This window comes from Pseudomonas palleroniana, from assembly GCF_003031675.1.
In the GTDB taxonomy this organism is placed as follows: Bacteria; Pseudomonadota; Gammaproteobacteria; order Pseudomonadales; family Pseudomonadaceae; genus Aquipseudomonas; species Aquipseudomonas palleroniana.
On sequence record NZ_PYWX01000028.1, the window covers coordinates 13,632 to 35,317 of the forward strand.

The following is a 21,686-nucleotide window of genomic DNA, read 5'->3' on the forward strand; positions in this document are numbered from 1 at the left end:
AACATCTGTTTTTATAGGCATCAAATTACTTGAACACACCACAAATCAAGTGTGGGAGCGGGCTTGCTCGCGAATGGGGTGGTTCAGTCACCTGAGATGTCGAATGACACACCGCTTTCGCGAGCCAGCCCGCTCCCGCATTTAGATAAGCGTAATCCCTGGCGTCAGGGTTGCCGGGACCACCAGGCTCGGGGTCTCAAGCGATGCCACCGGGTACGCACAATAATCCGCCGCGTAATACGCACTGGCGCGATGATTGCCCGAAGCCCCTACCCCGCCGAACGGCGCCGTGCTGGCGGCGCCGGTCAGTTGCTTGTTCCAGTTGACGATACCGGCGCGGCTCTCCAGCCAGAACTGCTGGTAGCGCGCTTCGGAATCGGACAACAAGCCCGCGGCCAGGCCGTACTGGGTGTTGTTGGCCTCGGCAATCGCCGCGGCGAAATCAGCGTAGCGGATCACCTGCAACAGCGGGCCGAACAGTTCCTCGTCCTCGCGCTCGGTCACGCCCGTCACGTCGATGATGCCCGGCGTCAGCAAAGCGGCTTGATCCTGCGGCTGGGTCATTTCCAACAGCGCCACGGCGCCATTGGCCAACATCAGCGCCTGGGCGTCCATCAAGGCCTTGGCCGCGCCGAGGGAAATCACCGAGCCCATGAACGGCGCCGGTTGCTGGTCGAAGGCGCCGACCTCGATGCTCGAAGCGACCGCCACCAGGCGCGCCAGCAACGCGTCACCCCAGGCACCTTGCGGCACCAACAAGCGGCGAGCACAGGTGCAGCGCTGGCCGGCGGAGATAAACGCCGACTGGATTATGGTGTAGACCGCCGCATCCACATCGGCCACTTCGTCCACCACCAGTGGGTTATTACCGCCCATTTCCAAGGCCAGGATCTTGTCCGGGCGCCCTGAGAACTGCTGATGCAAGTGGTTGCCGGTACGGCTGGAACCAGTGAAGAACAACCCGTCGATACCGGGGTTGGCAGCCAAGGCGATACCGGTTTCCCGTGCGCCCTGCAGCAGGTTCAGCACGCCCGCCGGCAAACCGGCTTCAATCCAGCATTGCACGGTCAGCTCGGCGACTTTCGGGGTCAGCTCGCTTGGCTTGAACAATACGGTGTTACCTGCCAGCAAAGCCGGGACGATATGCCCGTTCGGCAAGTGGCCGGGGAAATTGTAAGGGCCGAACACCGCCACCACGCCGTGAGGCTTGTGGCGCAACACGGCAGTGGCGTCGCCCAGCGGGCCGCTCTTCTCGCCGGTACGCTCGCGGTAGCTCTGCACCGAAATCGCAATCTTGTTGGCCATGCTGGTGACTTCAGTCGCCGATTCCCACAGCGGCTTGCCGGTTTCTTCACCGATGCAGCGGGCGATTTCATCGGCACGACGCTTCAGGGTGGCCGCGAAGGTTTCCAGCACGCCGATGCGCTCTTCCAGCGGGCGCCTGGCCCACTCCGGGAATGCCTGGCGCGCAGCCTGCACGGCGGACTCGACTTGCTCAGCGGTGGCGCCATTGCCGGCCCACAGCACTTGCTGCGTCACCGGGTTGCGCGACTCAAACAGCTCACCCTGGCCGGCCAGCCAGCTACCTGCGATATACAGCGAATTCATTATTTCGACTCCCGAGCAGCAGACAACGGTACGGCGCGCACTTGATCACCCACGACCAGTTGCAGGCGCTTGGCGGTTTGTGGATCGACCACCAGGGTGCCTGCGGCCAAGCGGGCCGGTGCGGCGGTGATGCGGCAATCCTCGCGTTTGCGGTTATGAATCAGGAACGGCGTGGCGTCGTCCCCTGGCGTGCCGATGGCCAACACCAGCGACTGGCTGTCACGCACCGCACGGATCTTGCTGGTTTCACACTCCACCGCCGGGCCGGCGTCGAAGATGTCGACGTAACCCTGGTAGCTGAAACCTTCGCTCTTGAGCATGCTCAATGCAGGCTCGGTATCCGGATGGACCTTGCCGATCACATTGCGTGCGTCTTCGGACAGGAAGCAGCTGTACAGCGGAAACTTCGGCATCAACTCAGCAATGAACGCCTTGTTGCCCACACCGGTCAGGTAATCGGCCTGGCTGAATTCCATCTTGAAGAAATGCCGGCCCAGGCTCTCCCAGAACGGCGAGCGCCCGGCATCGTTGGACACGCCACGCATCTCGGCAATGATCTTGTTGCCAAACAGTTGCGGGAACTCGGCGATAAACAGCAGGCGCGCCTTGGCCAGCATGCGGCCGTTGAGGCCGGTGCGGTAATCGGCGTGCAAAAACAGCGAGCACAGCTCGGAATTACCGGTAAGGTCGTTGGCCAGGAACAGCGTTGGAATCTCGCGGTAGATATTCAACTCCTGGGAGGCGCTTACAGTCAGGCCCACCCGGAAGTTGTACCAGGGCTCGCGCAGGCCGACGGCGCCGGCAATGGCGGAAATGCCCACCACGCGGCCTTCGTCGTTTTCCAGCACGAACAGGTAATCGGCATCGCCGCGCCCGGCGTCGCCGCGAAAGGTTTTTTCCGCCCAGCCAACCCGATGGGTCAGGCGCTCTTCGTTGGCCGGCAAGGTGGTCAGACCGGTGCCGGTGCTGCGTGCCAGATCAATCAGGGCCGGTAAATCGCTGCTGCGTACGGGACGAACGATCATGCTATCTCCTCGAACGGGCCGCCGTTGTCAGCCACCCGCGAAACTCTGTTTAAACCGGCTCTCAAACCGCAACGAGGCGCACGCTCGCGCCCTCGCCAACACCCAGGGCTTCGGCTGCCGCCAGGTCCAGGGTCACCGGTTTGCCGGGCGCGTAGTCCAACTCCAGCATCACCGCGCGGTAATCCTGCAACTGCGCATTACTCACCAGGTACTGGCGGCCAACACCCTTGGCCATCTCGCCGATCTTGACCGGCACCACACGGCTCTGGGCGATGGAACGAATGCCCGAAACCCGCGCATGCAACGTCGGGCCGCCGTCGAAGATGTCGATGTAATGATCGGTCTCGAAGCCTTCGCGCATCAGGATGTCGAACGTGATCTGCGCACGCGGGTGCACCTGGCCCATGGCCTCCTGGGCTTCGTCCGGCAGCAATGGCACGTAGATCGGGTAGTGCGGCATCAGCTCGGCCAGGAAGGTGCGGCTTTTAAGCCCGCACAGGCGCTCGGCGGCGGCGTAATTGAGATCGAAGAAGTTGCGCCCGATGGCGTCCCAGAACGGCGAGTCACCATGTTCGTCGCTGTAGCCGACAATTTCGGTCACCACCGAGTCGGCAAAGCGCTCGGGATGGCTGGCGACGAACAGCAGGCGGCCACGGGAATTGAGTTCCGACCACGGCGAACCGACCAGCTCCGGCACCACGTAGAAACTGGTGAGCAGGCTGTTGCCGGTGAGGTCGTGGCACTGGGAAAGCACGTGGATCTTGTTGTGGATCTTCAGCTCGCGCGAGGCGTGAACGAAGGTCTCATTACGAAAGCTGTAGAACGGCTCGGAATAACCCGCCGAGGCGACGATGGCCGAGCAGCCAGCGAGCTTGCCGGTCTCGGTGTCTTCCAGCACGAAGAAATAGCTCTCTTCACCGTTGAAACTCACCTCGGCCGCGAAGGACGCTTCGCTGGCGGCGATCTTGTCGCTCAGGCGTTCCACATCATCCGGCAAGGAGGTGACACCAATCGGGCTGTCCGCAGCCAGACGCTGTACCTCGCCCAGATCAGCCATTTGCGCGGGGCGCATCACCAGCATGGTGTCACTCCTTAACTCGAAAAACTCATAGGAAAAAAATACCGGACAGGTCCGGCTTCAACACAGGTCAACGGTGGGAGGGGGTTGCCCCCTCCCACATTGGCTCCCGTTCAGCCAATCAGGCTTGGGTCAGTGTTTTTACCGCGCGCTCGAAACGATCCAGGCCTTCCTGGATGTCGGCGTCTTCCACCACCAGGCTCGGGGCGAAACGCACCACATCAGGGCCGGCTTGCAGGATCATCAGGTTTTCTTTCTCGGCCGCGTTGAACACGTCCTTGGCCTTGCCCTTGAAAGCCTCACTCAGTACGCAACCGAGCAGCAGGCCCATGCCACGCACTTCGGTGAAGATGCCGTACTGCTTGCCGATCTGCTCCAGGCGTGCCTTGAACAGCGCATGCTTGGCGTTCACACCGGCCAACACTTGCGGGGTGTTGATCACATCGATCACCGCTTCCGCCACTGCGCACGCCAGCGGGTTGCCGCCGTAGGTGGTGCCGTGGGTACCGACCACCAGATGCTTGGCCAGCGCTTCGGTGGTGAGCATCGCCGCGATCGGGAACCCACCGCCCAGGCTCTTGGCGCTGGAGAGGATGTCCGGCGTCACGCCGTAATGCTGGTAAGCGAACAGATGGCCGCTGCGGCCCATGCCGGTTTGCACTTCGTCGAAGACCAGCAGTGCGTTGTGCGCGTCGCACAACTCGCGTGCGCCTTGCAGGTAAGCCAGCTCGGCCGGCAATACGCCGCCTTCGCCCTGGACCGGTTCCAGCACCACGGCGCAGGTCTTGTCCGAAACAGCGGCTTTCAGCGCGGCCAGGTCGTTGTAAGGCACGTGGGTGATGCCGGTGATCTTGGGGCCGAAACCATCGGAGTACTTGGACTGGCCACCGACGTTGACCGTGAACAGGGTACGGCCGTGGAAGCTGTTCAGCGCAGCGATGATCTCGTATTTTTCGCTGCCGAACCGGTCGAACGCGACGCGACGTGCCAGCTTGAACGCGGCCTCGTTGGCCTCGGCGCCGGAGTTGCAGAAGAACACGCGCTCGGCAAAGGTGGCATCGATCAACTTATGCGCCAGGCGCAGGGCCGGCTCATTGGTGAAAACGTTGGAGACGTGCCAAAGCTTGTTGGCCTGTTCGGTCAGCGCACCGACCAGCGCCGGGTGGGCGTGGCCCAATACGTTGACCGCGATGCCACCGGCAAAGTCGATCAGCTCGCGACCCGCCTGGTCCCACACGCGCGAACCTTCGCCACGCACAGGAATGAATGCGGCCGGTGCGTAGTTAGGCACCATGACCTGGTCGAAATCGGCACGTTGCACCGGGGCTTGCTCAACGGACATCGGAGTCTCCTGAAGAGGAACGCCTGCCTGAAACTGGCGGGCGATGCAGGGATTGTAAGGACAGTTTTCAGTAGGGCCTTGTCGCCAAGCGACAACTTCTTATAGCGCCAACCCCCGATTTTCGAGGGTTTACGTCAATGCGACAAATAGCGTCGCAATGGCGCAGTTTAAACCGCCCGGCGTGTTTGCGTCAGGGTCAATGGCCGCTCTAATTATCTAGGGCCAAGTGCTCCACACCGGCTGATTTACTGGTGCCCTTTCCATGGCACCAAGAGATTCGCCCCATGAGTACTCCTCCCGAGAGCCATTACGAACGCCTGAAAAATGCTATGCCCCAGTGGCTGGGCCAGGCGAGCGCGGCCAAACATCAGGCTCTGCGCCAAGCCAAGCCGCACCTGGGCAAACCCTTGCAGGCGGCCACAGCCCGACAACAAGCCTTGTTCAAACAAGCCACTGCCCACCATTGGCGCGCACAGAACACCGTCGATGACGCGCTGAAAAACCTGCAAGACCTCAAGACTTACGCCAGGCCCCTGCTGCAAAACCTGCTGCGTCAACGCTTCGCGCTGAACCTGGACGTCGATGAGGTGTTCATCCGCCTCTATATCCCGCTGACCATTCCCTGGTTTGCGATCCGCTCTGGAGCGGCGCGCACCTGGACGGTGTCACTGCTCGATGCAGCGCTGCATAACTTCGATTACAAGGAAGCAGATGCAGGTTTCTACGAGCCCGATTCGACATTTATCAGCCGCCCCTCGGCCACCGGCCAATTCACCACCCTGCCCCATATCCGCAACGTCATGTCGATCAACGCGTTTGTACGCCTGTGCCGCGAGTTGAACCTCGGTGCCACGTACGCGCACCACCTGCGCAACGCGCTGGGGTTGAACACTCCGAGCGCCGGCAACAGCCTGGCGCTGAAAGTCGATACCAGCCAGCGCGCGGCCTTGCGCGCCGCACTGCAACTGGCGGACATCCGCGGCGACATCAAGCCGGACTTCGCCCAGGTGATCAGCGCCATGCTCGAAGGCGCCCCGCGCCTGAGCCTTGGGCAACTGCCGGTGCTCTGTCATACGTTCACCCTGTTGCAGACGCCACTGTGCGGCATCCTGCTGTTCGCTCCGGACCTGGAGCAGGCGCGCAGCTCACAACGGATCGTCGCCTACGTGCCGGACGATCCGCAGCACCCACTCAAGGAATACACCTCGCCCCTGGAGTTCAAACGCGAGCTGACCCGCCAACTGCGTAACGAGGACTACCAACTGTTCTTCAGCCGCTTTGTGCCCCATGAGCGTCTCGGTGTTTTTTTCTCCGGCCTGAGCCAGCGCCTGTCGAGCATCAACTGGCACCCACCGGAACCCGGCGGCAAGCATGGCATGTGGCGCAAAGAACCCACCCTCGACCCCAAACTGCAATTTGTCGCAACGCCCATTCCCGACGAGCCTTGGCGTTATCTGTATCGGCAGAAACTCAACAAGATCCTCAATGACGCACGCTCCCAGGCCGTCTCCACCGCCAACGCCGACAGCCAGGCACGCTGGGCCTTGTGGGACTCCTTCGTGGATATCGCCTCAACAATTCTCAACGTCGCACTGCTGGTGGTCACGCCGTTCATTCCCGGGCTGGGCGAATTGATGATGGGGTACATGGCCTATCAACTGCTCACGGACGTCTTCGAAGGCGTGATCGACTGGGCCGAAGGGCTGACGGACGAAGCGCTCACCCACCTGGTCAACGTGGTGCAATCCATTGCGCAATTGGGCGTATTTGCAGCAGGTAGCAGCCTCGCCGGCATCGCGATGGACAAACTGTTATCGGCCGAACAACGGGCCTTCATCGAGCGCTTCAAACCCGTGAGCCTGGCTGATCGCAGCCAGCGCTACTGGCAACCAGACCTCGGCCCGTACCAGCAACACCTCGACATCGCCCCGACGCTGAGCACCGATGAAAAAGGCCTGTACCGTGTGCGCGGTGAGTCAGTGCTGCCCCTGGAGGGCCGGCACTACAAGGTCGAGCCCGCCGACGACGGCCATTACGCAATCAAACACCCGACCCGCGCCGACGCCTATCGCCCCAGGCTGCGGCACAACGGGTCCGGGGCATGGCACACCGAACTCGAACAGCCCCTGACATGGGATCGCAAGACTCTGTTGCGACGCCTCGGCCCCATCGCGCAAGGCTTGAGCGAAACCGACTGCGAGCAAGCCTTGCGCATCAGTGGTGTCAGCGAAGACACCCTGCGCAAGATGCATCACAACAGCGAGCCCATCCCGCCGATGCTTGAGGACACCCTGGTGCGGCTGCGCATCGACCGTGAGATCCAACAGTTGATCCAGCGCCTGCGCAGCGATGACCCGGCGCAGTACAACGCCATCGACCCTCAAGAGCAACTGCACTTGATGACCAGCTTCGGTTACTGGCCCAAGGACAAGACCCTGCAACTGCTGAACGCCCGCAACGAAGTGGTCTGGCAGATGGGTGAAAGCGATCAGCCGCTGGTGCAGATTCACGAAGCGCAACTGCAAAAGGGTGACTGGCTCAAAACCGTATTGCAGGCCCTGAGCCCCGAGGAGCTCAGCCGCCAGTTCGGCGAACCCACCGGCGACCCACAATTGAGCCTGGAGGCCCGCACCCGACACCTGCGCAAAGCCCTCGCCGATATCGCCGAGCGCAAACGTGCATCGCTGTTCGAATCACGTTATGGCCCCTCGCAGACCGTCGGCGACCCAGCGGCCCAGCGCATCCTGGACACCTCGCCCGACCTGCCCGCCAGCGTCGCCCACCACCTGCTGCGCCAGGCCAGCGGCGCGGAACTTGCCCAACTGGACGCCCGTCGTGTCCCGCCACGCCTGGCCGACCTGGCTCGTGCGGCGCTGGACGAGGTACGCGTGACCCGCGCCTACGAAGGCCAGCAACTGGACAGCGTGCCGACCATCGACAGCGACCGCCTGGCCCTCAACGCTCTGCGGCTGCTGCCCGGTTGGTCGGACCAGGTGCGCCTGGTGGTGCGCCATGATTCACCCCGCGGTTCGATCTGGAACGAGGTAGGCGTCGAGGACGCGCCGTTGCGCCGCACATTGGTACGCCGGGATAACGGCCGTTATGTCGCCTATGACGACGACACAGCGCTGTGCGCTGAAACCGACCTGTACAGCGCCATCCTGCACGCCTTGCCCGATCGCCAGCGCGAGGCGCTGGGCATTCAGATTGACCAGGGCGCCGAATTGCAGCAGCGTTTGCGTCGACATCCACTGGCACGCAATGAAGTACGCCGGGTGCTGGCCAGCGGCGCCCCCAAGGAGCCATCGACCGACACCCTCAAGCACCTTGGCAGTGACGATGGTTATCGCGCACATACCCCAAGCCCGAACGCCCCGCTGCTGTACCCGCGCGCCCGGGCACTGTATCCAGCGTTGAGCGACGAGCAGATCGGCGCCCTGCTCGAACACCTGCAAAGGCAGCCCGGCGGTGCATCAGTGCGGCTCACGGCGCTCACCGAGGAATATCAGCAATTGGAAACCGAGCTGCACAACTGGCAGCAAACGGTGCCCACCGAACATCCGCAAACCGGTGCCGCGCTTACGCCGCGCGAGCAAGCCTACGAACGCCAGAATCGCCAGCGCATCGCGCAATTACTCAAGCGTTGCTGGCGCCGAGGCACCGAGCTCGACGATTACTTCGAAGACCCGAGCCGGGACGGCTATATGTTGCGCCTGGATTTTCCGATCATCGGCGAGCTGCCCACACTGAGTGCCAACTTCGAACATGTGTCGTTGCTGTCCATCAACGGCAACGAAGGCACCCAAGGCGTGACCGCCTTTATCAACCAGTTTCCACGGCTGCGGCACCTGGAAGTCAAAGACATCCCCATGGACGATCTGCCGCCTCAACTCAGCAGCCTGCCTCACCTCAACACCCTGGGGCTGTCCAACTGCAACATCACCCTCACGCCTGCCAGCCATGCCCGCCTGGCGAGCATGAGTCACTTGCAGACGCTATCACTCAACGGCAATCCCCTGGGCCTGACGCCCAGCGTTGAGGCGATGCCGGAATTGGTGGCCCTGGACCTTGCCGACACCGGTATCGATCGCCTGCCGCCCGGCTTGCTGACCCGCCCGGAGCTGCAGGCCGCGCTGTTGAACGGCAACCAGATCCGCGACGTACCCGCCGCGCTGTTCGAACTGCCCCCTGAGGTCAGCGTGCACTACGATCTTTCCGACAACCCGCTGTCACGGGCGAACCTGGAGCAGGTCAAGGAGTACTACCAACGCCACGGCACGTTCTGGGAGGTAGATGCTATGCCCGTCGACCTGCAAGATACACAACGGCTTTACCCGTCGATGGACAAGGACGAAGCCACACGTTTCATCTATTCACTCCCCGGCGATATTGAAGCGGGCAAACGCGAGCTGGCGCGCCTGGCTGGAGAACTGGAAACCTTGCAGCAGGAGCTGGGCGCCTGGTCACAGGCCCCCGACCTGACCTCCCTGGAACTGGCGCGCAGAATGGCGCTGCATGTGCAGCTGGAAAAAGCCTGGCGCCGCGAACCCGCCCAGGAAACCCGCCACGTTCGCACCCTCAAGATCAGCCAGACCTTGGCCGGTGAATTGCCGCGCCTGAGTGCACGGTTCAAGCACATAGGCTCGTTGATCATGCACGGCAACGGTGGCCCGATGGACGTCGGCGAGTTTCTCGAAAGCTTTCCGGCCCTGGATATCCTCGACATCGAACACGCGACGTTGGAGGACATCCCGCCGCGTATCTTCGAGCTGCAAAAACTGACTTTCCTGGGCCTGCCGGACTGCTCGCTCAAGCTCAGCGACACCAGCCGTGCGGCCCTGCAAAACATGAACCGCCTGGAATATCTGGACCTCAGCCAAAACCCCAACCTTGGGCAACTGCCGGAGTTCAAGGCGATGCCGGCACTGTCCAGCGTGCTGCTGAAAAACGTCGGCCTCACCCAAGTGCCCTCCGAACTGCTCGTCGACGTGCCCCGCAGCGCGGTCAACCTCAGCGACAACCAGATCACCGAGATGCCGGCGGCCGCTTTCACCCTGCGCGCCGAAGCCGCCAGCGCGTTCGACCTGTCCGGCAACCCGTTATCCAAAGTGACCCTGGAGCAGATCAAGCGCTACTGCCAGCGCACCCAGGAAGCCTTCAACGCCACAGCTCCCGAAGCCGAGCGTGTGCGCCTGCAACGGCTATACCCAACGCTGGTCGAAAGCGAAGCCGATCGTTTTATCTTCCGCCTGCCCGGCGATATGGACGCGATCACCCCGACCCTGGCGCGCCTTGAAGCCGAGTATGCCCAGCTCAATACCGACCTCGATCAATGGGTGCTGGATGTGCCACAGCGCCATCCTGTCGACAACAGCCCGCTCGATGACGCCGCCCGCGCCCACCAACAATTGCTGCGCGACAATTTCAAAATGCTGGTAGAGCAAGCCTGGCGTCGCGAGAGTGCGGAGGATGAAGAGAGCCTGGTGGATGAGTTCACCCATTCATTACTGCTCGACACCCCGGTGATGGGTGAGCTGCCGTCACTGAGTGCGCGGTTCGAGCATGTGTCGTGGTTTGAATTGACGGGCAACGGCACTACCACCCAGGTTGACGGTACGCTGCGCTGTTTTCCGGCGCTGCAAACCCTGGCACTGAGCCAATGCCCGGTGGGCAGCCTGCCCGAACCGATCTTCAGCATGCCCAAGCTGGCCAGCCTGGAATTGACCCAATGCGGCATCCGCCTGACGCCGTTGTCAGCCCGCTCCTTCAACGACCTGGCGGCGCTGGAGTTCGTCGACATGAGCGATAACCCGCTGGGGGAAACCCCAGACGTCAGCAGCTTGCACAACCTGAGCTCGCTGCACCTGCGCAATGCCGGGCTCAAAGCGATGCCGGAGGGGGTTTTCCAGCTCAAGGCGTTGCACACGCTGGACTTGAGCGGCAACCAGATCGAAGACATCGGCGCGGGTTTGCTGGAGACCGATACGGTGTTTCATGAAGACAGCGACCTGAGTAACAACCCGCTGTCGGCACAGAGCCTGGCGTACCTGCGCGAGTATTACCAACGTACCGGCATTGACTTCAATGTGCCCCAGGCCACGCTGGATGAAACCGGCGCACCACTATCGCCCGCGCAGCCCCGGCCACAGGAGGAATAACCGCCCCTTCGGGCTAGCCAGGGTGAGCCGTGCTCAACCGCGTTCGGACGGTACCGAGGACAATTCGAACGGGCTGCTGCTGCGACGCTGGTTGCGGTCTTCACGCGGGGTCGCGCCGAAGAAGTTGCGGTAGGCGCTGGAGAAATGCGGCCCTGAGGAGAAACCGCACGACAGGCCGATCTGGATGATCGACTTGCTGGTTTGCATGAGCATCTGGCGGGCCTTGTTCAGGCGCAGTTCCAGGTAGTACTGACTGGGGACACGATTGAGGTACTGCTTGAAGATGCGTTCGAGTTGTCGTCGCGACACGCAGACGTGCTGGGCAATTTCGTCAGTGGTCAGCGGCTCTTCGATATTGGCTTCCATCAACAGAACCGCCTGGGTCAGCTTGGGATGGCTGGAGCCCAGGCGGTTTTGCAGTGGAATACGCTGGCGCTCGCCGCCTTCGCGGATGCGCTCCACCACCAGTTCCTCGGACACCGCGCCGGCCAGTTCGGCGCCGTGGTCACGGGCCAGCACTGCCAGCAACAGGTCGAGCACCGACATGCCGCCACAGGCGGTCAGGCGGTCGCGGTCCCAGTCGAACAGATGGCTGGTGGCGATGACCTTGGGGAAGCGCTCGGCGAAATCATCCTGCCAGCGCCAATGCACGGCAGCGCGGTAACCGTCGAGCAGGCCGAGCTGGGCCAACGGGTAGACACCTGCCGACAAACCGCCGATCACGCAGCCTGCCCGCACAAGCTGCTTGAGCGCCGTGCTCAGTTGAGAGGCGATCACCGTCGGCGGCTCGTCCGCCAGCAGGAACAGCTTCTGGAAACCTTCGAGCTTGCCCGCCCAAGCCTCGCCCGGCAATTGCCAGGCGCCGTCGGCGGCCGGTTCCGCATGCAGGAACGACAGCTCGTAGACCACGTCCGGATGCACCCGTTGGGCAATACGCAAGGCCTCCTCAGCCAGCGCCAGCGTCAGTGCTTTTGTGCTGGGCCAGATCAGGAAACCAATTCGATGGGCAGTCATGGAAGGCTATCCGAAGCGAGTAACAATAATGAAGACAAGGGCCAATGCTAGCCCGGAAACGAACACAAATCTCAAAAACTGATGAAGATCAATGTGGGAGGGGGCTTGCTCCCGATGGCGGTGTGTCAGCCAACAGATTGGTATCTGATTTACCGCTACCGGGAGCAAGCCCCCTCCCACAGGGGTAGCTATTTCAGGCTGCCGGACAGGAACTGCTGCAAACGCTCCGACTGCGGGTTCACCAACACCTCGCGCGGGTTGCCGCATTCTTCGACGATGCCTTTGTGCAGGAACACCAACTGGTTCGACACTTCACGGGCAAAGCCCATTTCGTGAGTGACCACCACCATGGTGCGGCCTTCCAGGGCCAGGTCCTGCATCACCTTGAGCACTTCGCCGACCAGTTCCGGGTCAAGCGCCGACGTCGGCTCGTCAAACAGCATCACCTCCGGCTCCATCGCCAGCGCACGGGCAATCGCCACGCGCTGCTGCTCGCCGCCGGACATGTGGCCGGGGAATGCATCCTTGCGATGGCCCACGCCCACCTTGGCCAGGTAGTGTTCGGCCTTTTCACGCGCTTCTTTCTTCGACACACCCAGCACATGCACTGGCGCTTCCATCACGTTTTCAATGGCGGTCATGTGCGACCACAAGTTGAAATGCTGGAACACCATAGACAGGCGCGAACGCATGCGTTGCAGCTGCTTGGGGTCGGCGGCCTTCATGGCGCCGTCCTTGCCGGCGACCAGCTTCAGCTCTTCGTTGTTGAGCAGGATCTTGCCGGCGTGGGGTTGCTCCAGCAGGTTGATGCAGCGCAAAAAGGTACTTTTGCCCGAACCACTGGAACCGATGATGCTGATCACATCACCGGCCGCCGCGGCCAGGGACACGCCTTTGAGCACTTCATGACTGCCATAGCGTTTATGCAGGTCTTGGACTTCAAGTTTGTACATGCGGTCGGTTCTCACAAAAACAGGTGGTCAGTCGTTGAGCAAGCGCCCGTGACGCAGCGCTTCGCGCCCCGCCACCTTGGCCAGCCAGAAACCCGCTTGGGCATAACGTAGCCGTTCAACGGCAAACAACACCCCGGACGTGCCCGCGCAAACAATACTCACGCGGTCGGTCAGGGGATCAATCACTTCAAAAATCGGTTCGCCGGTTTCCACCCAGTCGCCGGCTTGACGCAGGTAACTGATCACCCCGGCGTGGGGTGCGAACAACAACTCGGTGCCTTCGAAAGGCACGCCTTCGCACGGTTCGTACTGTGGCGCGGGCCATTGCCCCTTGATCAGGCCCTGTTCAGCGAGAAACGCGAGGATGCCTTCGGCGTGGAAGATCGCTTCGTCACGGCCGGTATCAGCCTGGCCGCCCAGCTCCAGCGTCGTCGCCAGGCACGCCAGCGGGATTTGCGCCTCAGGGAACAAGCGGGACAGGCGCAGCCACGGCAGCGAACAGGCTTCATCAAACGAGCTGCCGCCGGAATCCTCGGCCAGCAGGCCGACTTTCACATTCAAGTGCGCCGACAACGAACGCCACTGCGGCCAGTGCTGGGGCAGCGCATACATGTGCAACGCCGCCTGCGCATCGCAGTGCAGGTCCAGGACCACATCGGCGGTGCAGGCATGGCTGAGCAAGACGCGCTGCATGCCTTGCAGTTGACTGCTCGGCACCGGCAGGGCCTCGAGTGCATCGGTCATCGCCTGGCGAATCATGCGCACATTGGCGTGGGGGTCATCGCCCAGCTTGCCGGCGAGCAACGCGGCGACCGGCTCGCTCAACTCGACGAAATCGCGGTTGAAATTCTTGCCGCTGCCCACCTCGAAACGGCCTTGGTGAGCACCTTGCAACAGTTGCCCCAGGCCCATCGGGTTGGCCACCGGCACCAGCTCGATCACACCGTTGAGGGCGCCCTGGCGTTCCAGTTCGATGAGACGCTTTTTCAACTCCCAAGCGGCGCGCATCCCCGGCAACTCGTCGGCGTGCAGGCTGGCCTGGATATACGCCTTGCGCTCGCCGCTGCCGAAACGGAAGACGCTCAGTTGGCGCTCGCAACCCAGGTGGCCCCAGGGCAACAGGTGATCGATACGTTCCATCTCAATGCTTCCTTGGAGCCAGGTAGCTCAGCCAGCGGCGCTCGGCCAACTTGAACAGGCGCACCAGGATGAAGGTCAGGCACAGGTAGAACGCGCCGGCCGTGATATAGGCTTCGAACGGCAGGTAGAACTGGGCGTTCACCGTGCGCGCGGCACCGGTGATATCGATCAGCGTGACGATGGATGCAAGGCTGGTGGTCTGCAGCATCATGATCACTTCGTTGCTGTACTGCGGCAGTGCACGACGCAGGGCCGACGGCAGCAGGATGCGGCGGTACAGTTTAGAACGCGACATGCCCATGGCCTTGGCCGCTTCGATCTCGCCATTGGGCGTGGCCTTGAGGCTGCCGGCGATGATTTCGGCGGTGTAGGCGCTGGTGTTGATCGCAAACGCCAGGCACGCGCAGAACGTGGCGCTGGACAGCAGCGGCCAGAGGAAGCTTTCGCGTACGGCGTCGAACTGCGCCAGACCGTAGTAGATCAGGAACAGCTGCACCAGCATGGGCGTGCCGCGAATGACATAGGTGTAGAGCCACGCCGCGCCGTTGACGACCGGCTGCTTGGACACCCGCATCAAGCCCAGCGGCAAAGCGGCGAGCAGGCCGAAAAACAGCGAGATGGCGAGCAATTTCAGGGTGGTGACCAAACCGCCGAGGTACAGCGGCATGGCCTCCCAGATGACGTTGTAGTCGAAGATCATAGATCAGCCGCCCTTACGCCTACCGAGTAGCGCTTCTCAAGATGACGCAAGGCCAGCAATGATACGCTGGTGATCACCAGGTACATCGCCGCCACTGCGAGGAAGAAGGTAAAAGGTTCGCGGGTGGCGTCTGCCGCCTGCTTGGCCTTGAACATCATGTCTTGCAGGCCCACCACCGAAATCAGCGCAGTGGCCTTGGTGAGTACCAGCCAGTTGTTGGTGAAGCCGGGGATCGCCAGCCGGATCATCTGTGGCACCATCACCCGGAAAAACACCTGGAAGCTGCTCATGCCATACGCCAGGCCGGCCTCGGCCTGCCCCTTGGGAATGGCCATGAAGGCACCCCGGAAGGTCTCCGACAGGTAGGCGCCAAAGATGAAGCCCAGGGTGCCAATACCGGCCGCCAGGGGGTTCAAGTCAATATAGTCGTCGTAGCCGAGCATCGGCGCGACGCGGTTAAGCAGGTCCTGACCGCCGTAGAAAATCAGCAGGATCAGCACCAGGTCGGGAATCCCACGGATGACCGTAGAGTACAAGTCACCCAGCCAGGCCAACCAGCGCACCGGCGACAGGCGCAACGCGACCCCGATCAGACCCAGAACAATGGCCAAGGCCATGGACGACAAGGCGAGCTGAAGCGTCAACCATGCGCCATCGAGGATGACGGCCCCGTAGCCTTTCAACATGATTCAGGTCCTCGAAAAGGGGGATGAAAAAATGGCGCAAACCGCAGGAATTCTGTTGCTTGCGCCATTCTGGACAGACAGCTGCGACGAGTTATTTAGGGTCAGCGCCGTAAATATCGAAGTCGAAGTATTTGTCCTGGATTTTCTTGTATTCGCCGTTGGCACGGATCGCTGCGATGGCCGCGTTGATCTTGTCCAGCTCGGCCTTGTCGCCTTTGCGTACAGCGATGCCGATGCCGTCGCCGAAGTACTTGGCGTCGGTGAACTGTGGGCCTACGAACGCGTAGCCTTTACCGGCCGGGGTTTTCAGGAAGCCGTCCTGCAGCAGGGTGGCGTCAGCCACGGTGCCGTCGAGGCGACCTGCTTCCACGTCCAGGTAGATTTCGTTCTGCGAGCTGTAAGGCACAACCGTGGCGCCTTTAGGGGCCAGGACTTCCTTGGCGAAGCGATCGTGGATCGAACCGCGTTGCACGCCGATTTTCTTGCCTTTCAATTCATCCAGGCTGTCGCTGACCGTGGTGCCTTCCTTCATCACCAGCTGCGCTGGGCTCAGGTAGTAGCGGTTGGTAAAGTCCACGGACTTCTTGCGGTCGTCAGTGATGGACATGGACGACAGGATCGCGTCGATCTTGCGCACTTTCAATGCCGGGATCAGGCCATCGAACTCTTGCTCGACCCACACGCACTTGACCTTCATCTCTTCGCACAGGGCGTTGCCGATGTCGTAGTCAAAACCCACGATGTTGCCATCCGGCGCCTTCGAGGCAAACGGAGGGTAAGCCGCTTCGATACCAATCTTCAGGGGCTTTTCATCAGCGAAGGCCTGCATGGACAGCACGGACAGCGCCAGGGCGCCCAACAGCACAAGTTTCTTCATCTTGGGACTCCATCGGTATAGGGCAAAAAGCAGTATGAGCCAGGGCCCACGATGCGACTTAAGTGAAACCGAATAGCGGTGCTGCGCCCTACGCGGTGTAAACCTGCGACGACGAGCGAGTGATCGGCATTCTAACGACAGGCCGGAAGCCGATATTTCCTCAATGCGACAACAATTTACAGAAGCACCGAGAAAGCGGTTCCAGCACATTGACAGCCTCTGTTTTTTATGCAGAGACAAAAGATATTAAACCTGTTGATGCTGCAAGTTGCGGGCCTATTATTCGCAAACCCTTCTAGCACGGCAAGTCTGGCGTTTAATCTTATTTCCTGGGGTGTCTAAAACGCGGTTTTTCGGGGCATTGGCGTAGCATATTGCCCCAGGTTTGGGCGGCAGGTTACACATCCAGGTGCGACGGTAACATTCAGAAACGTCCTACGGTGAAAACCGATATTTATTGGTCTCCACCCGATCGTTCCCACGCTCCGCGTGGGAATGCAGCCCTGGACGCTCCGCGTCCGCTCTTGAGGTCGTGACGCGGAGCGTCACAGGAGGCATTCCCACGCAGAGCGTGGGAACGATCCCCCCATGTAAAAAGCCCCACTCGGCTCACACCGAATGGGGCTTTGTCCAACCTGCCTCGCCTTACGCGGCGTTCATGGTCTTGTGGGTTTCAATCAAATGCGCCACCACGCCTGGATCCGCCAGCGTGGAGATATCGCCCAGCCCGTCATACTCCGCCGTGGCGATCTTGCGCAGGATACGCCGCATGATTTTGCCTGAACGCGTCTTCGGCAAGCCTGGCGCCCACTGGATCACATCCGGCGATGCAATCGGCCCGATCTCCTTGCGCACCCAGTTTTTCAGCTCCAGGCGCAGCGCTTCGGTCGGCTCTTCGCCATTCTTGAGGGTGACATACACGTAGATGCCCTGCCCCTTGATGTCATGAGGCACACCCACTACCGCCGCTTCCGCAACTTTAGGGTGGGCAACCATGGCGCTTTCGATCTCGGCGGTGCCCATGCGGTGGCCGGACACGTTCAACACGTCATCCACACGTCCGGTGATCCACCAGTAGCCGTCTTCATCGCGACGAGCGCCGTCGCCGGTGAAGTACATGCCACGGAAGGTCTTGAAGTAGGTGTCGACAAAACGGTCATGGTCGCCGTACAGCGTACGCGCCTGGCCCGGCCACGAATCGAGGATCACCAGGTTGCCTTCGGCAGCCCCCTCGATGATGTTGCCCAGGTTATCCACCAACGCCGGCACCACACCAAAGAACGGACGCGCCGCCGAACCCGGCTTGAGCGCATGGGCACCCGGCAGCGGGCTCATCAGGGTGGCGCCGGTCTCGGTTTGCCACCAGGTATCGACAATCGGGCAACGGGATTGGCCGACGTTCTTGTAGTACCAGTCCCACGCTTCAGGGTTGATCGGCTCACCCACCGAACCGAGCAGGCGCAGGCTGCTGCCATCGACGCCTTCGCAGGCCGCAGTGCCGGAGGCCATCATGGCGCGGATTGCGGTCGGCGCGGTGTAGAGGATGTTGACCTTGTGCTTGTCGACGATCTTGCCCACCCGGGTAATGTCCGGGTAGTTCGGCACGCCTTCGAACAGCAAGGTGGTCGCGCCATTGGCCAGCGGGCCATAGACAATATACGTGTGGCCAGTGACCCAGCCGACGTCGGCGGTGCACCAGTAGATTTCACCCGGGCGGTAGTCGAACACGCGCTCATGGGTCAGGGCAGCGTAGAGCAGGTAGCCGCCGGTGGTGTGCTGCACGCCCTTCGGCTTGCCGGTGGAACCCGAGGTGTAGAGGATGAACAGCGCTTCTTCGGCGCCCATCTCCTTGGGCGCACACACGGTGCCGGCCACTTTCATCAGGTCTTCGTACCAGATGTCGCGATGCTGGTTCCACTTGATCGCGCCATTGGTGCGCTTGCACACGATGACCTTCTGGATGCTGTTGGTTTCCGGGTTGGTCAGGGCGTCGTCAACGTTGGCCTTCAGCGGAATCTTCTTACCGGCACGAATACCTTCGTCGGCAGTGATCACCACCTTCGACCGACAGTCGATAATGCGACCGGCCAGGGCTTCCGGGGAGAAACCGCCGAAGACCACCGAGTGAATCGCACCGATGCGGGTACACGCCAGCATGGCGACCACGGCCTCGGGGATCATTGGCATATAGATAGTCACCACGTCGCCGCGGTGTACATCCTGGCCGCGCAGGGCGTTGGCGAACTTGCAGACTTGTTCATGCAGCTCGCGGTAGGTGATGGTGCGGCTCTCGGAAGGGTCATCGCCCTCCCAGATGATCGCTGCCTGGTCGCCACGCTCGGCAAGGTGACGGTCCAGGCAGTTGTAGGAAACGTTCAGGGTGCCATCGGCAAACCATTTGATGTCGACATGGTGGTCGTCGAAAGAGGTCTGCTTCACCGCGGTGAAAGGCTTGACCCAGTCAAGACGTTTGGCTTGCTCGCGCCAGAAGCCATCGGGGTTGACCACCGACTGCTGGTACATGGCCTTGTAGGTCGCCTCGTCGGTCAGCGTATTGGCTGCTACTTCGGGGCGAACGGGGTACAGGGAAGCCGCACTCATCTTTCTTACCTCGGTGACAATCGTTGTTTTTGTATGGCCCCTGTTTTAGCCGGGGCCGGTCTATAGAACCATTCGACGATGGTAGTAACAAGCCCCTACAAATTGCCCTGATATGCCGATTTGCCGCTCTGGCCCGCGCCCTGCGGCGCTTTCACGGTTTGTGAAAAAACCTTTATCACGGGATTGTTACAAAAACCGCCAAAAGTGTTTATCAAAACCACGGGTATATGAATATAACCCGCAAGCCTAAAATCAACTTCGCCAACCAAGGCGCTGTGCTCGACACAGCAGTGATTAACAACGCAACAGCCCCCACGAAGGCAACGTTAATCCGAACTTCCAACTTTTAAGTTACACACGCGGCCTCACAAGGGCCCCGTGACCCCTTTCGCCCTGAAGAAGGTAAATGAAGAAATGAAAGTGTTCGCAGTCATGGCTCTCAGCAGCTTGTTCGCCACCGCCGCCCTCGCCGACGAGGCCCCGACAGAACTGGCCAGCCAGAATGCTCCCATTGTTGAGGATTACACCTACAGCACCCACTTGGACGTGGCAAAAGTATTGTCCATGAGCAATATCCCGGAAGTCTGTGAAGTTGTACCGGTAAAAATGGAATATGAAGACTCGCAAGGTCAGCGGCATATTCTGAACTATCAAGTCATGGGTAACGGCTGCTCTAACGGGTAATAACTTCTTTAATTAGATTCAATCCCGGATCTTGGTCGCCGCAAGAAATCATTCTTGCGGCCAAGAACCCATCGCTGCCGCACCACCATCAACCTGTGGGAGGGGACTTGCTCCCGATGACCTGAGCCGCCACACCCACCTTACAAAGCCCTACCCTGCCCTACCTGCCCCCGCTTACAAAATCCCCTCACCGCCCGTCAAAAAAATCCAATCCCGGCAAAGCCTTGCAAACACACGCTTTGGCCGCAGACCACGGCATTTTGGTGCCCCCAAGTGACCATCCGCCGCAACACAAAGCCGAATTTTTCCCTATAATGCGCGGGTAAATCGGGCCTGCAATATCCCTTTACACAGGGATGAAGAGCCAGACCTGAGGCCTCCCCTGGAGCAAGCATCTGTCGCTCCACGCCTCAAGCCTCACGCAGAGCACCCGAACACCTGATTGCGTTTAATGCGTGCGCTAGCTGCAACAAACGATTCCTTAAGATCCACCGCGGCCTCTGGGCCGTGTGAACACCCAACCATCCGGTTTCACACGGGCACTTTGAGCCCTCACGCAGGAGACGACACGTCATGCTGAGCTGGGACGAATTCGATAAAGAAGAAGACGGCGAAGTCGCCGCCAAAGGCGCCAACGCCGGCCACGCCACCGAAGCCAACATGGACCGCCTCGACGGCGCCGGCGCTGCCGCCGCGGTTGAAGCCCGCGCCGTCACCGCCAGTGACTCCGCCGCCATCGTGCGCGCCAAGGCCGCCCTCGACAAACTCGACATCGCCGAAGGCCTCGCCGAACTCGAAGGCGCCTCCGCCCGCGTCGCCGTTGACGAAAAACGCATGATCAACTGCCGCGCCGACCTCAACCAGCTCGTGCCTTTCAAGTACGACTGGGCCTGGCAGAAATACCTCGACGGCTGCGCCAACCACTGGATGCCGCAAGAGGTCAACATGACCGCCGACATCGCCCTGTGGAAAAACCCCGAGGGCCTGACCGACGACGAACGCCGCATCGTCATGCGCAACCTCGGCTTCTTCTCCACCGCCGACTCGCTGGTCGCCAACAACCTGGTGCTGGCCGTGTACCGCCTGATCACCAACCCGGAGTGCCGCCAGTACATCCTGCGCCAGGCCTTCGAAGAAGCGATCCACACCCACGCCTACCAGTACTGCATCGAATCGCTGGCCATGGATGAAGGCGAGATCTTCAACATGTACCACGAGATCCCATCGGTCGCCAAAAAAGCCGCCTGGGGCCTGAAATACACCCGTTCGATCTCCGATCCGAAGTTCGAAACCGGCACCGTCGAGACCGACAAGGAACTGCTGCGCAACCTGGTCGCCTACTACTGCGTGCTGGAAGGCATCTTCTTCTACTGCGGCTTCACCCAGATCCTCTCCATGGGCCGCCGCAACAAAATGACCGGCGTCGCCGAGCAGTTCCAGTACATCCTGCGCGACGAGTCGATGCACCTGAACTTCGGTATCGACGTGATCAACCAGATCAAAATCGAAAACCCACACCTGTGGGATGCCGAGATGAAGGAAGAAGCGACCCAGATGATCCTGCAAGGGACCCAGCTGGAGATCGAATACGCTCGCGACACCATGCCTCGTGGGGTACTGGGAATGAATGCGGCGATGATGGAAGACTATTTGAAGTTCATCGCTAACCGTCGGTTGTCGCAGATTGGTCTTAAGGAAGAGTATCCAGGCACCACCAACCCATTCCCGTGGATGAGCGAGATCATGGACTTGAAGAAAGAGAAGAATTTCTTCGAGACTCGGGTGATCGAGTACCAGACCGGCGGCGCGCTGAGCTGGGA

14 protein-coding genes are annotated in these 21,686 nt (G+C 61.1%); 3 read left to right on the forward strand and 11 right to left on the reverse strand.

Features of this window, described 5'->3' with window-relative positions; translation table 11 throughout:
- Nucleotides 1–141: 141 nt before the first annotated feature.
- From astD to C9383_RS08450, 4 genes are all read right to left on the reverse strand, one after another.
- Nucleotides 142–1,611: a succinylglutamate-semialdehyde dehydrogenase gene (gene astD, locus C9383_RS08435; protein ID WP_162493822.1), complete on the reverse strand. Its 1,470-nt coding sequence runs from the start codon at nucleotides 1,609–1,611 to the stop codon at nucleotides 142–144.
- A complete protein-coding gene (gene astA / locus C9383_RS08440; RefSeq protein ID WP_060757323.1) occupies nucleotides 1,608–2,633 on the reverse strand; it encodes an arginine N-succinyltransferase in 1,026 nt (341 codons plus the stop codon). The genes astD and astA overlap by 4 nt, the downstream gene beginning before the upstream one ends.
- 61 nt (nucleotides 2,634–2,694) lie before the next feature.
- Complete coding sequence (gene aruF, locus C9383_RS08445; protein ID WP_060757322.1) at nucleotides 2,695–3,714, reverse strand: arginine/ornithine succinyltransferase subunit alpha; 1,020 nt, start codon at nucleotides 3,712–3,714, stop codon at nucleotides 2,695–2,697.
- A gap of 118 nt (nucleotides 3,715–3,832) precedes the next feature.
- The gene (locus tag C9383_RS08450) at nucleotides 3,833–5,053 is read right to left on the reverse strand and encodes an aspartate aminotransferase family protein (protein ID WP_090369058.1); all 1,221 of its coding nucleotides are present in this window, start codon (nucleotides 5,051–5,053) and stop codon (nucleotides 3,833–3,835) included.
- A gap of 284 nt (nucleotides 5,054–5,337) precedes the next feature.
- On the opposite strand from C9383_RS08450, the gene C9383_RS08455 reads away from it, so the two are divergent.
- A complete protein-coding gene (locus C9383_RS08455; protein WP_107338861.1) occupies nucleotides 5,338–11,211 on the forward strand; it encodes a dermonecrotic toxin domain-containing protein in 5,874 nt (1,957 codons plus the stop codon).
- Between the two features lie 33 nt (nucleotides 11,212–11,244).
- On the opposite strand, the gene argR is transcribed toward C9383_RS08455, so the two are convergent.
- From argR to acs, 7 genes are all read right to left on the reverse strand, one after another.
- Nucleotides 11,245–12,225 (reverse strand): transcriptional regulator ArgR, encoded by a 981-nt coding sequence (argR, locus tag C9383_RS08460; RefSeq protein WP_060757319.1) that lies wholly within the window; start codon nucleotides 12,223–12,225, stop codon nucleotides 11,245–11,247.
- A gap of 188 nt (nucleotides 12,226–12,413) precedes the next feature.
- On the reverse strand, nucleotides 12,414–13,178 hold the full coding sequence (locus C9383_RS08465; RefSeq protein WP_090369054.1) for an ABC transporter ATP-binding protein: 765 nt from the start codon (nucleotides 13,176–13,178) through the stop codon (nucleotides 12,414–12,416).
- Nucleotides 13,179–13,205: 27 nt separating this feature from the next.
- Nucleotides 13,206–14,318 (reverse strand): succinylglutamate desuccinylase/aspartoacylase family protein, encoded by a 1,113-nt coding sequence (locus C9383_RS08470; protein WP_090369052.1) that lies wholly within the window; start codon nucleotides 14,316–14,318, stop codon nucleotides 13,206–13,208.
- A gap of 1 nt (nucleotide 14,319) precedes the next feature.
- Nucleotides 14,320–15,018: an ABC transporter permease gene (locus tag C9383_RS08475; RefSeq protein ID WP_090369051.1), complete on the reverse strand. Its 699-nt coding sequence runs from the start codon at nucleotides 15,016–15,018 to the stop codon at nucleotides 14,320–14,322.
- Nucleotides 15,015–15,704 (reverse strand): ABC transporter permease, encoded by a 690-nt coding sequence (locus C9383_RS08480; RefSeq protein WP_010208305.1) that lies wholly within the window; start codon nucleotides 15,702–15,704, stop codon nucleotides 15,015–15,017. The genes C9383_RS08475 and C9383_RS08480 overlap by 4 nt, the downstream gene beginning before the upstream one ends.
- A gap of 91 nt (nucleotides 15,705–15,795) precedes the next feature.
- Nucleotides 15,796–16,581, reverse strand: coding sequence for an ABC transporter substrate-binding protein (locus C9383_RS08485; protein ID WP_060757315.1), 786 nt, complete (start codon nucleotides 16,579–16,581; stop codon nucleotides 15,796–15,798).
- A 645-nt stretch (nucleotides 16,582–17,226) separates the two neighbouring features.
- Nucleotides 17,227–19,182: an acetate--CoA ligase gene (gene acs / locus C9383_RS08495; RefSeq protein WP_060757314.1), complete on the reverse strand. Its 1,956-nt coding sequence runs from the start codon at nucleotides 19,180–19,182 to the stop codon at nucleotides 17,227–17,229.
- A gap of 414 nt (nucleotides 19,183–19,596) precedes the next feature.
- Between acs and C9383_RS08500 the strand changes: the two genes are divergently transcribed.
- The gene (locus C9383_RS08500; protein ID WP_060757313.1) at nucleotides 19,597–19,866 is read left to right on the forward strand and encodes a DUF2790 domain-containing protein; all 270 of its coding nucleotides are present in this window, start codon (nucleotides 19,597–19,599) and stop codon (nucleotides 19,864–19,866) included.
- Between the two features lie 573 nt (nucleotides 19,867–20,439).
- Nucleotides 20,440–21,686: ribonucleotide-diphosphate reductase subunit beta (locus tag C9383_RS08505; protein ID WP_107338862.1), on the forward strand; the 1,247-nt coding region annotated here is incomplete at its 3' end.

What these genes read in the sequence shown, in the direction of transcription:
- astA (WP_060757323.1), bottom strand. Translation starts at nt 2,633, where the DNA reads ATGATCGTTCGTCCCGTACGCAGCAGCGATTTACCGGCCCTGATTGAT.
- aruF (WP_060757322.1), bottom strand. Translation starts at nt 3,714, where the DNA reads ATGCTGGTGATGCGCCCCGCGCAAATGGCTGATCTGGGCGAGGTACAG.
- C9383_RS08450 (WP_090369058.1), bottom strand. Translation starts at nt 5,053, where the DNA reads ATGTCCGTTGAGCAAGCCCCGGTGCAACGTGCCGATTTCGACCAGGTC.
- C9383_RS08455 (WP_107338861.1), top strand. Translation starts at nt 5,338, where the DNA reads ATGAGTACTCCTCCCGAGAGCCATTACGAACGCCTGAAAAATGCTATG.
- argR (WP_060757319.1), bottom strand. Translation starts at nt 12,225, where the DNA reads ATGACTGCCCATCGAATTGGTTTCCTGATCTGGCCCAGCACAAAAGCA.
- C9383_RS08465 (WP_090369054.1), bottom strand. Translation starts at nt 13,178, where the DNA reads ATGTACAAACTTGAAGTCCAAGACCTGCATAAACGCTATGGCAGTCAT.
- C9383_RS08470 (WP_090369052.1), bottom strand. Translation starts at nt 14,318, where the DNA reads ATGGAACGTATCGATCACCTGTTGCCCTGGGGCCACCTGGGTTGCGAG.
- C9383_RS08475 (WP_090369051.1), bottom strand. Translation starts at nt 15,018, where the DNA reads ATGATCTTCGACTACAACGTCATCTGGGAGGCCATGCCGCTGTACCTC.
- C9383_RS08480 (WP_010208305.1), bottom strand. Translation starts at nt 15,704, where the DNA reads ATGTTGAAAGGCTACGGGGCCGTCATCCTCGATGGCGCATGGTTGACG.
- C9383_RS08485 (WP_060757315.1), bottom strand. Translation starts at nt 16,581, where the DNA reads ATGAAGAAACTTGTGCTGTTGGGCGCCCTGGCGCTGTCCGTGCTGTCC.
- acs (WP_060757314.1), bottom strand. Translation starts at nt 19,182, where the DNA reads ATGAGTGCGGCTTCCCTGTACCCCGTTCGCCCCGAAGTAGCAGCCAAT.
- C9383_RS08500 (WP_060757313.1), top strand. Translation starts at nt 19,597, where the DNA reads ATGAAAGTGTTCGCAGTCATGGCTCTCAGCAGCTTGTTCGCCACCGCC.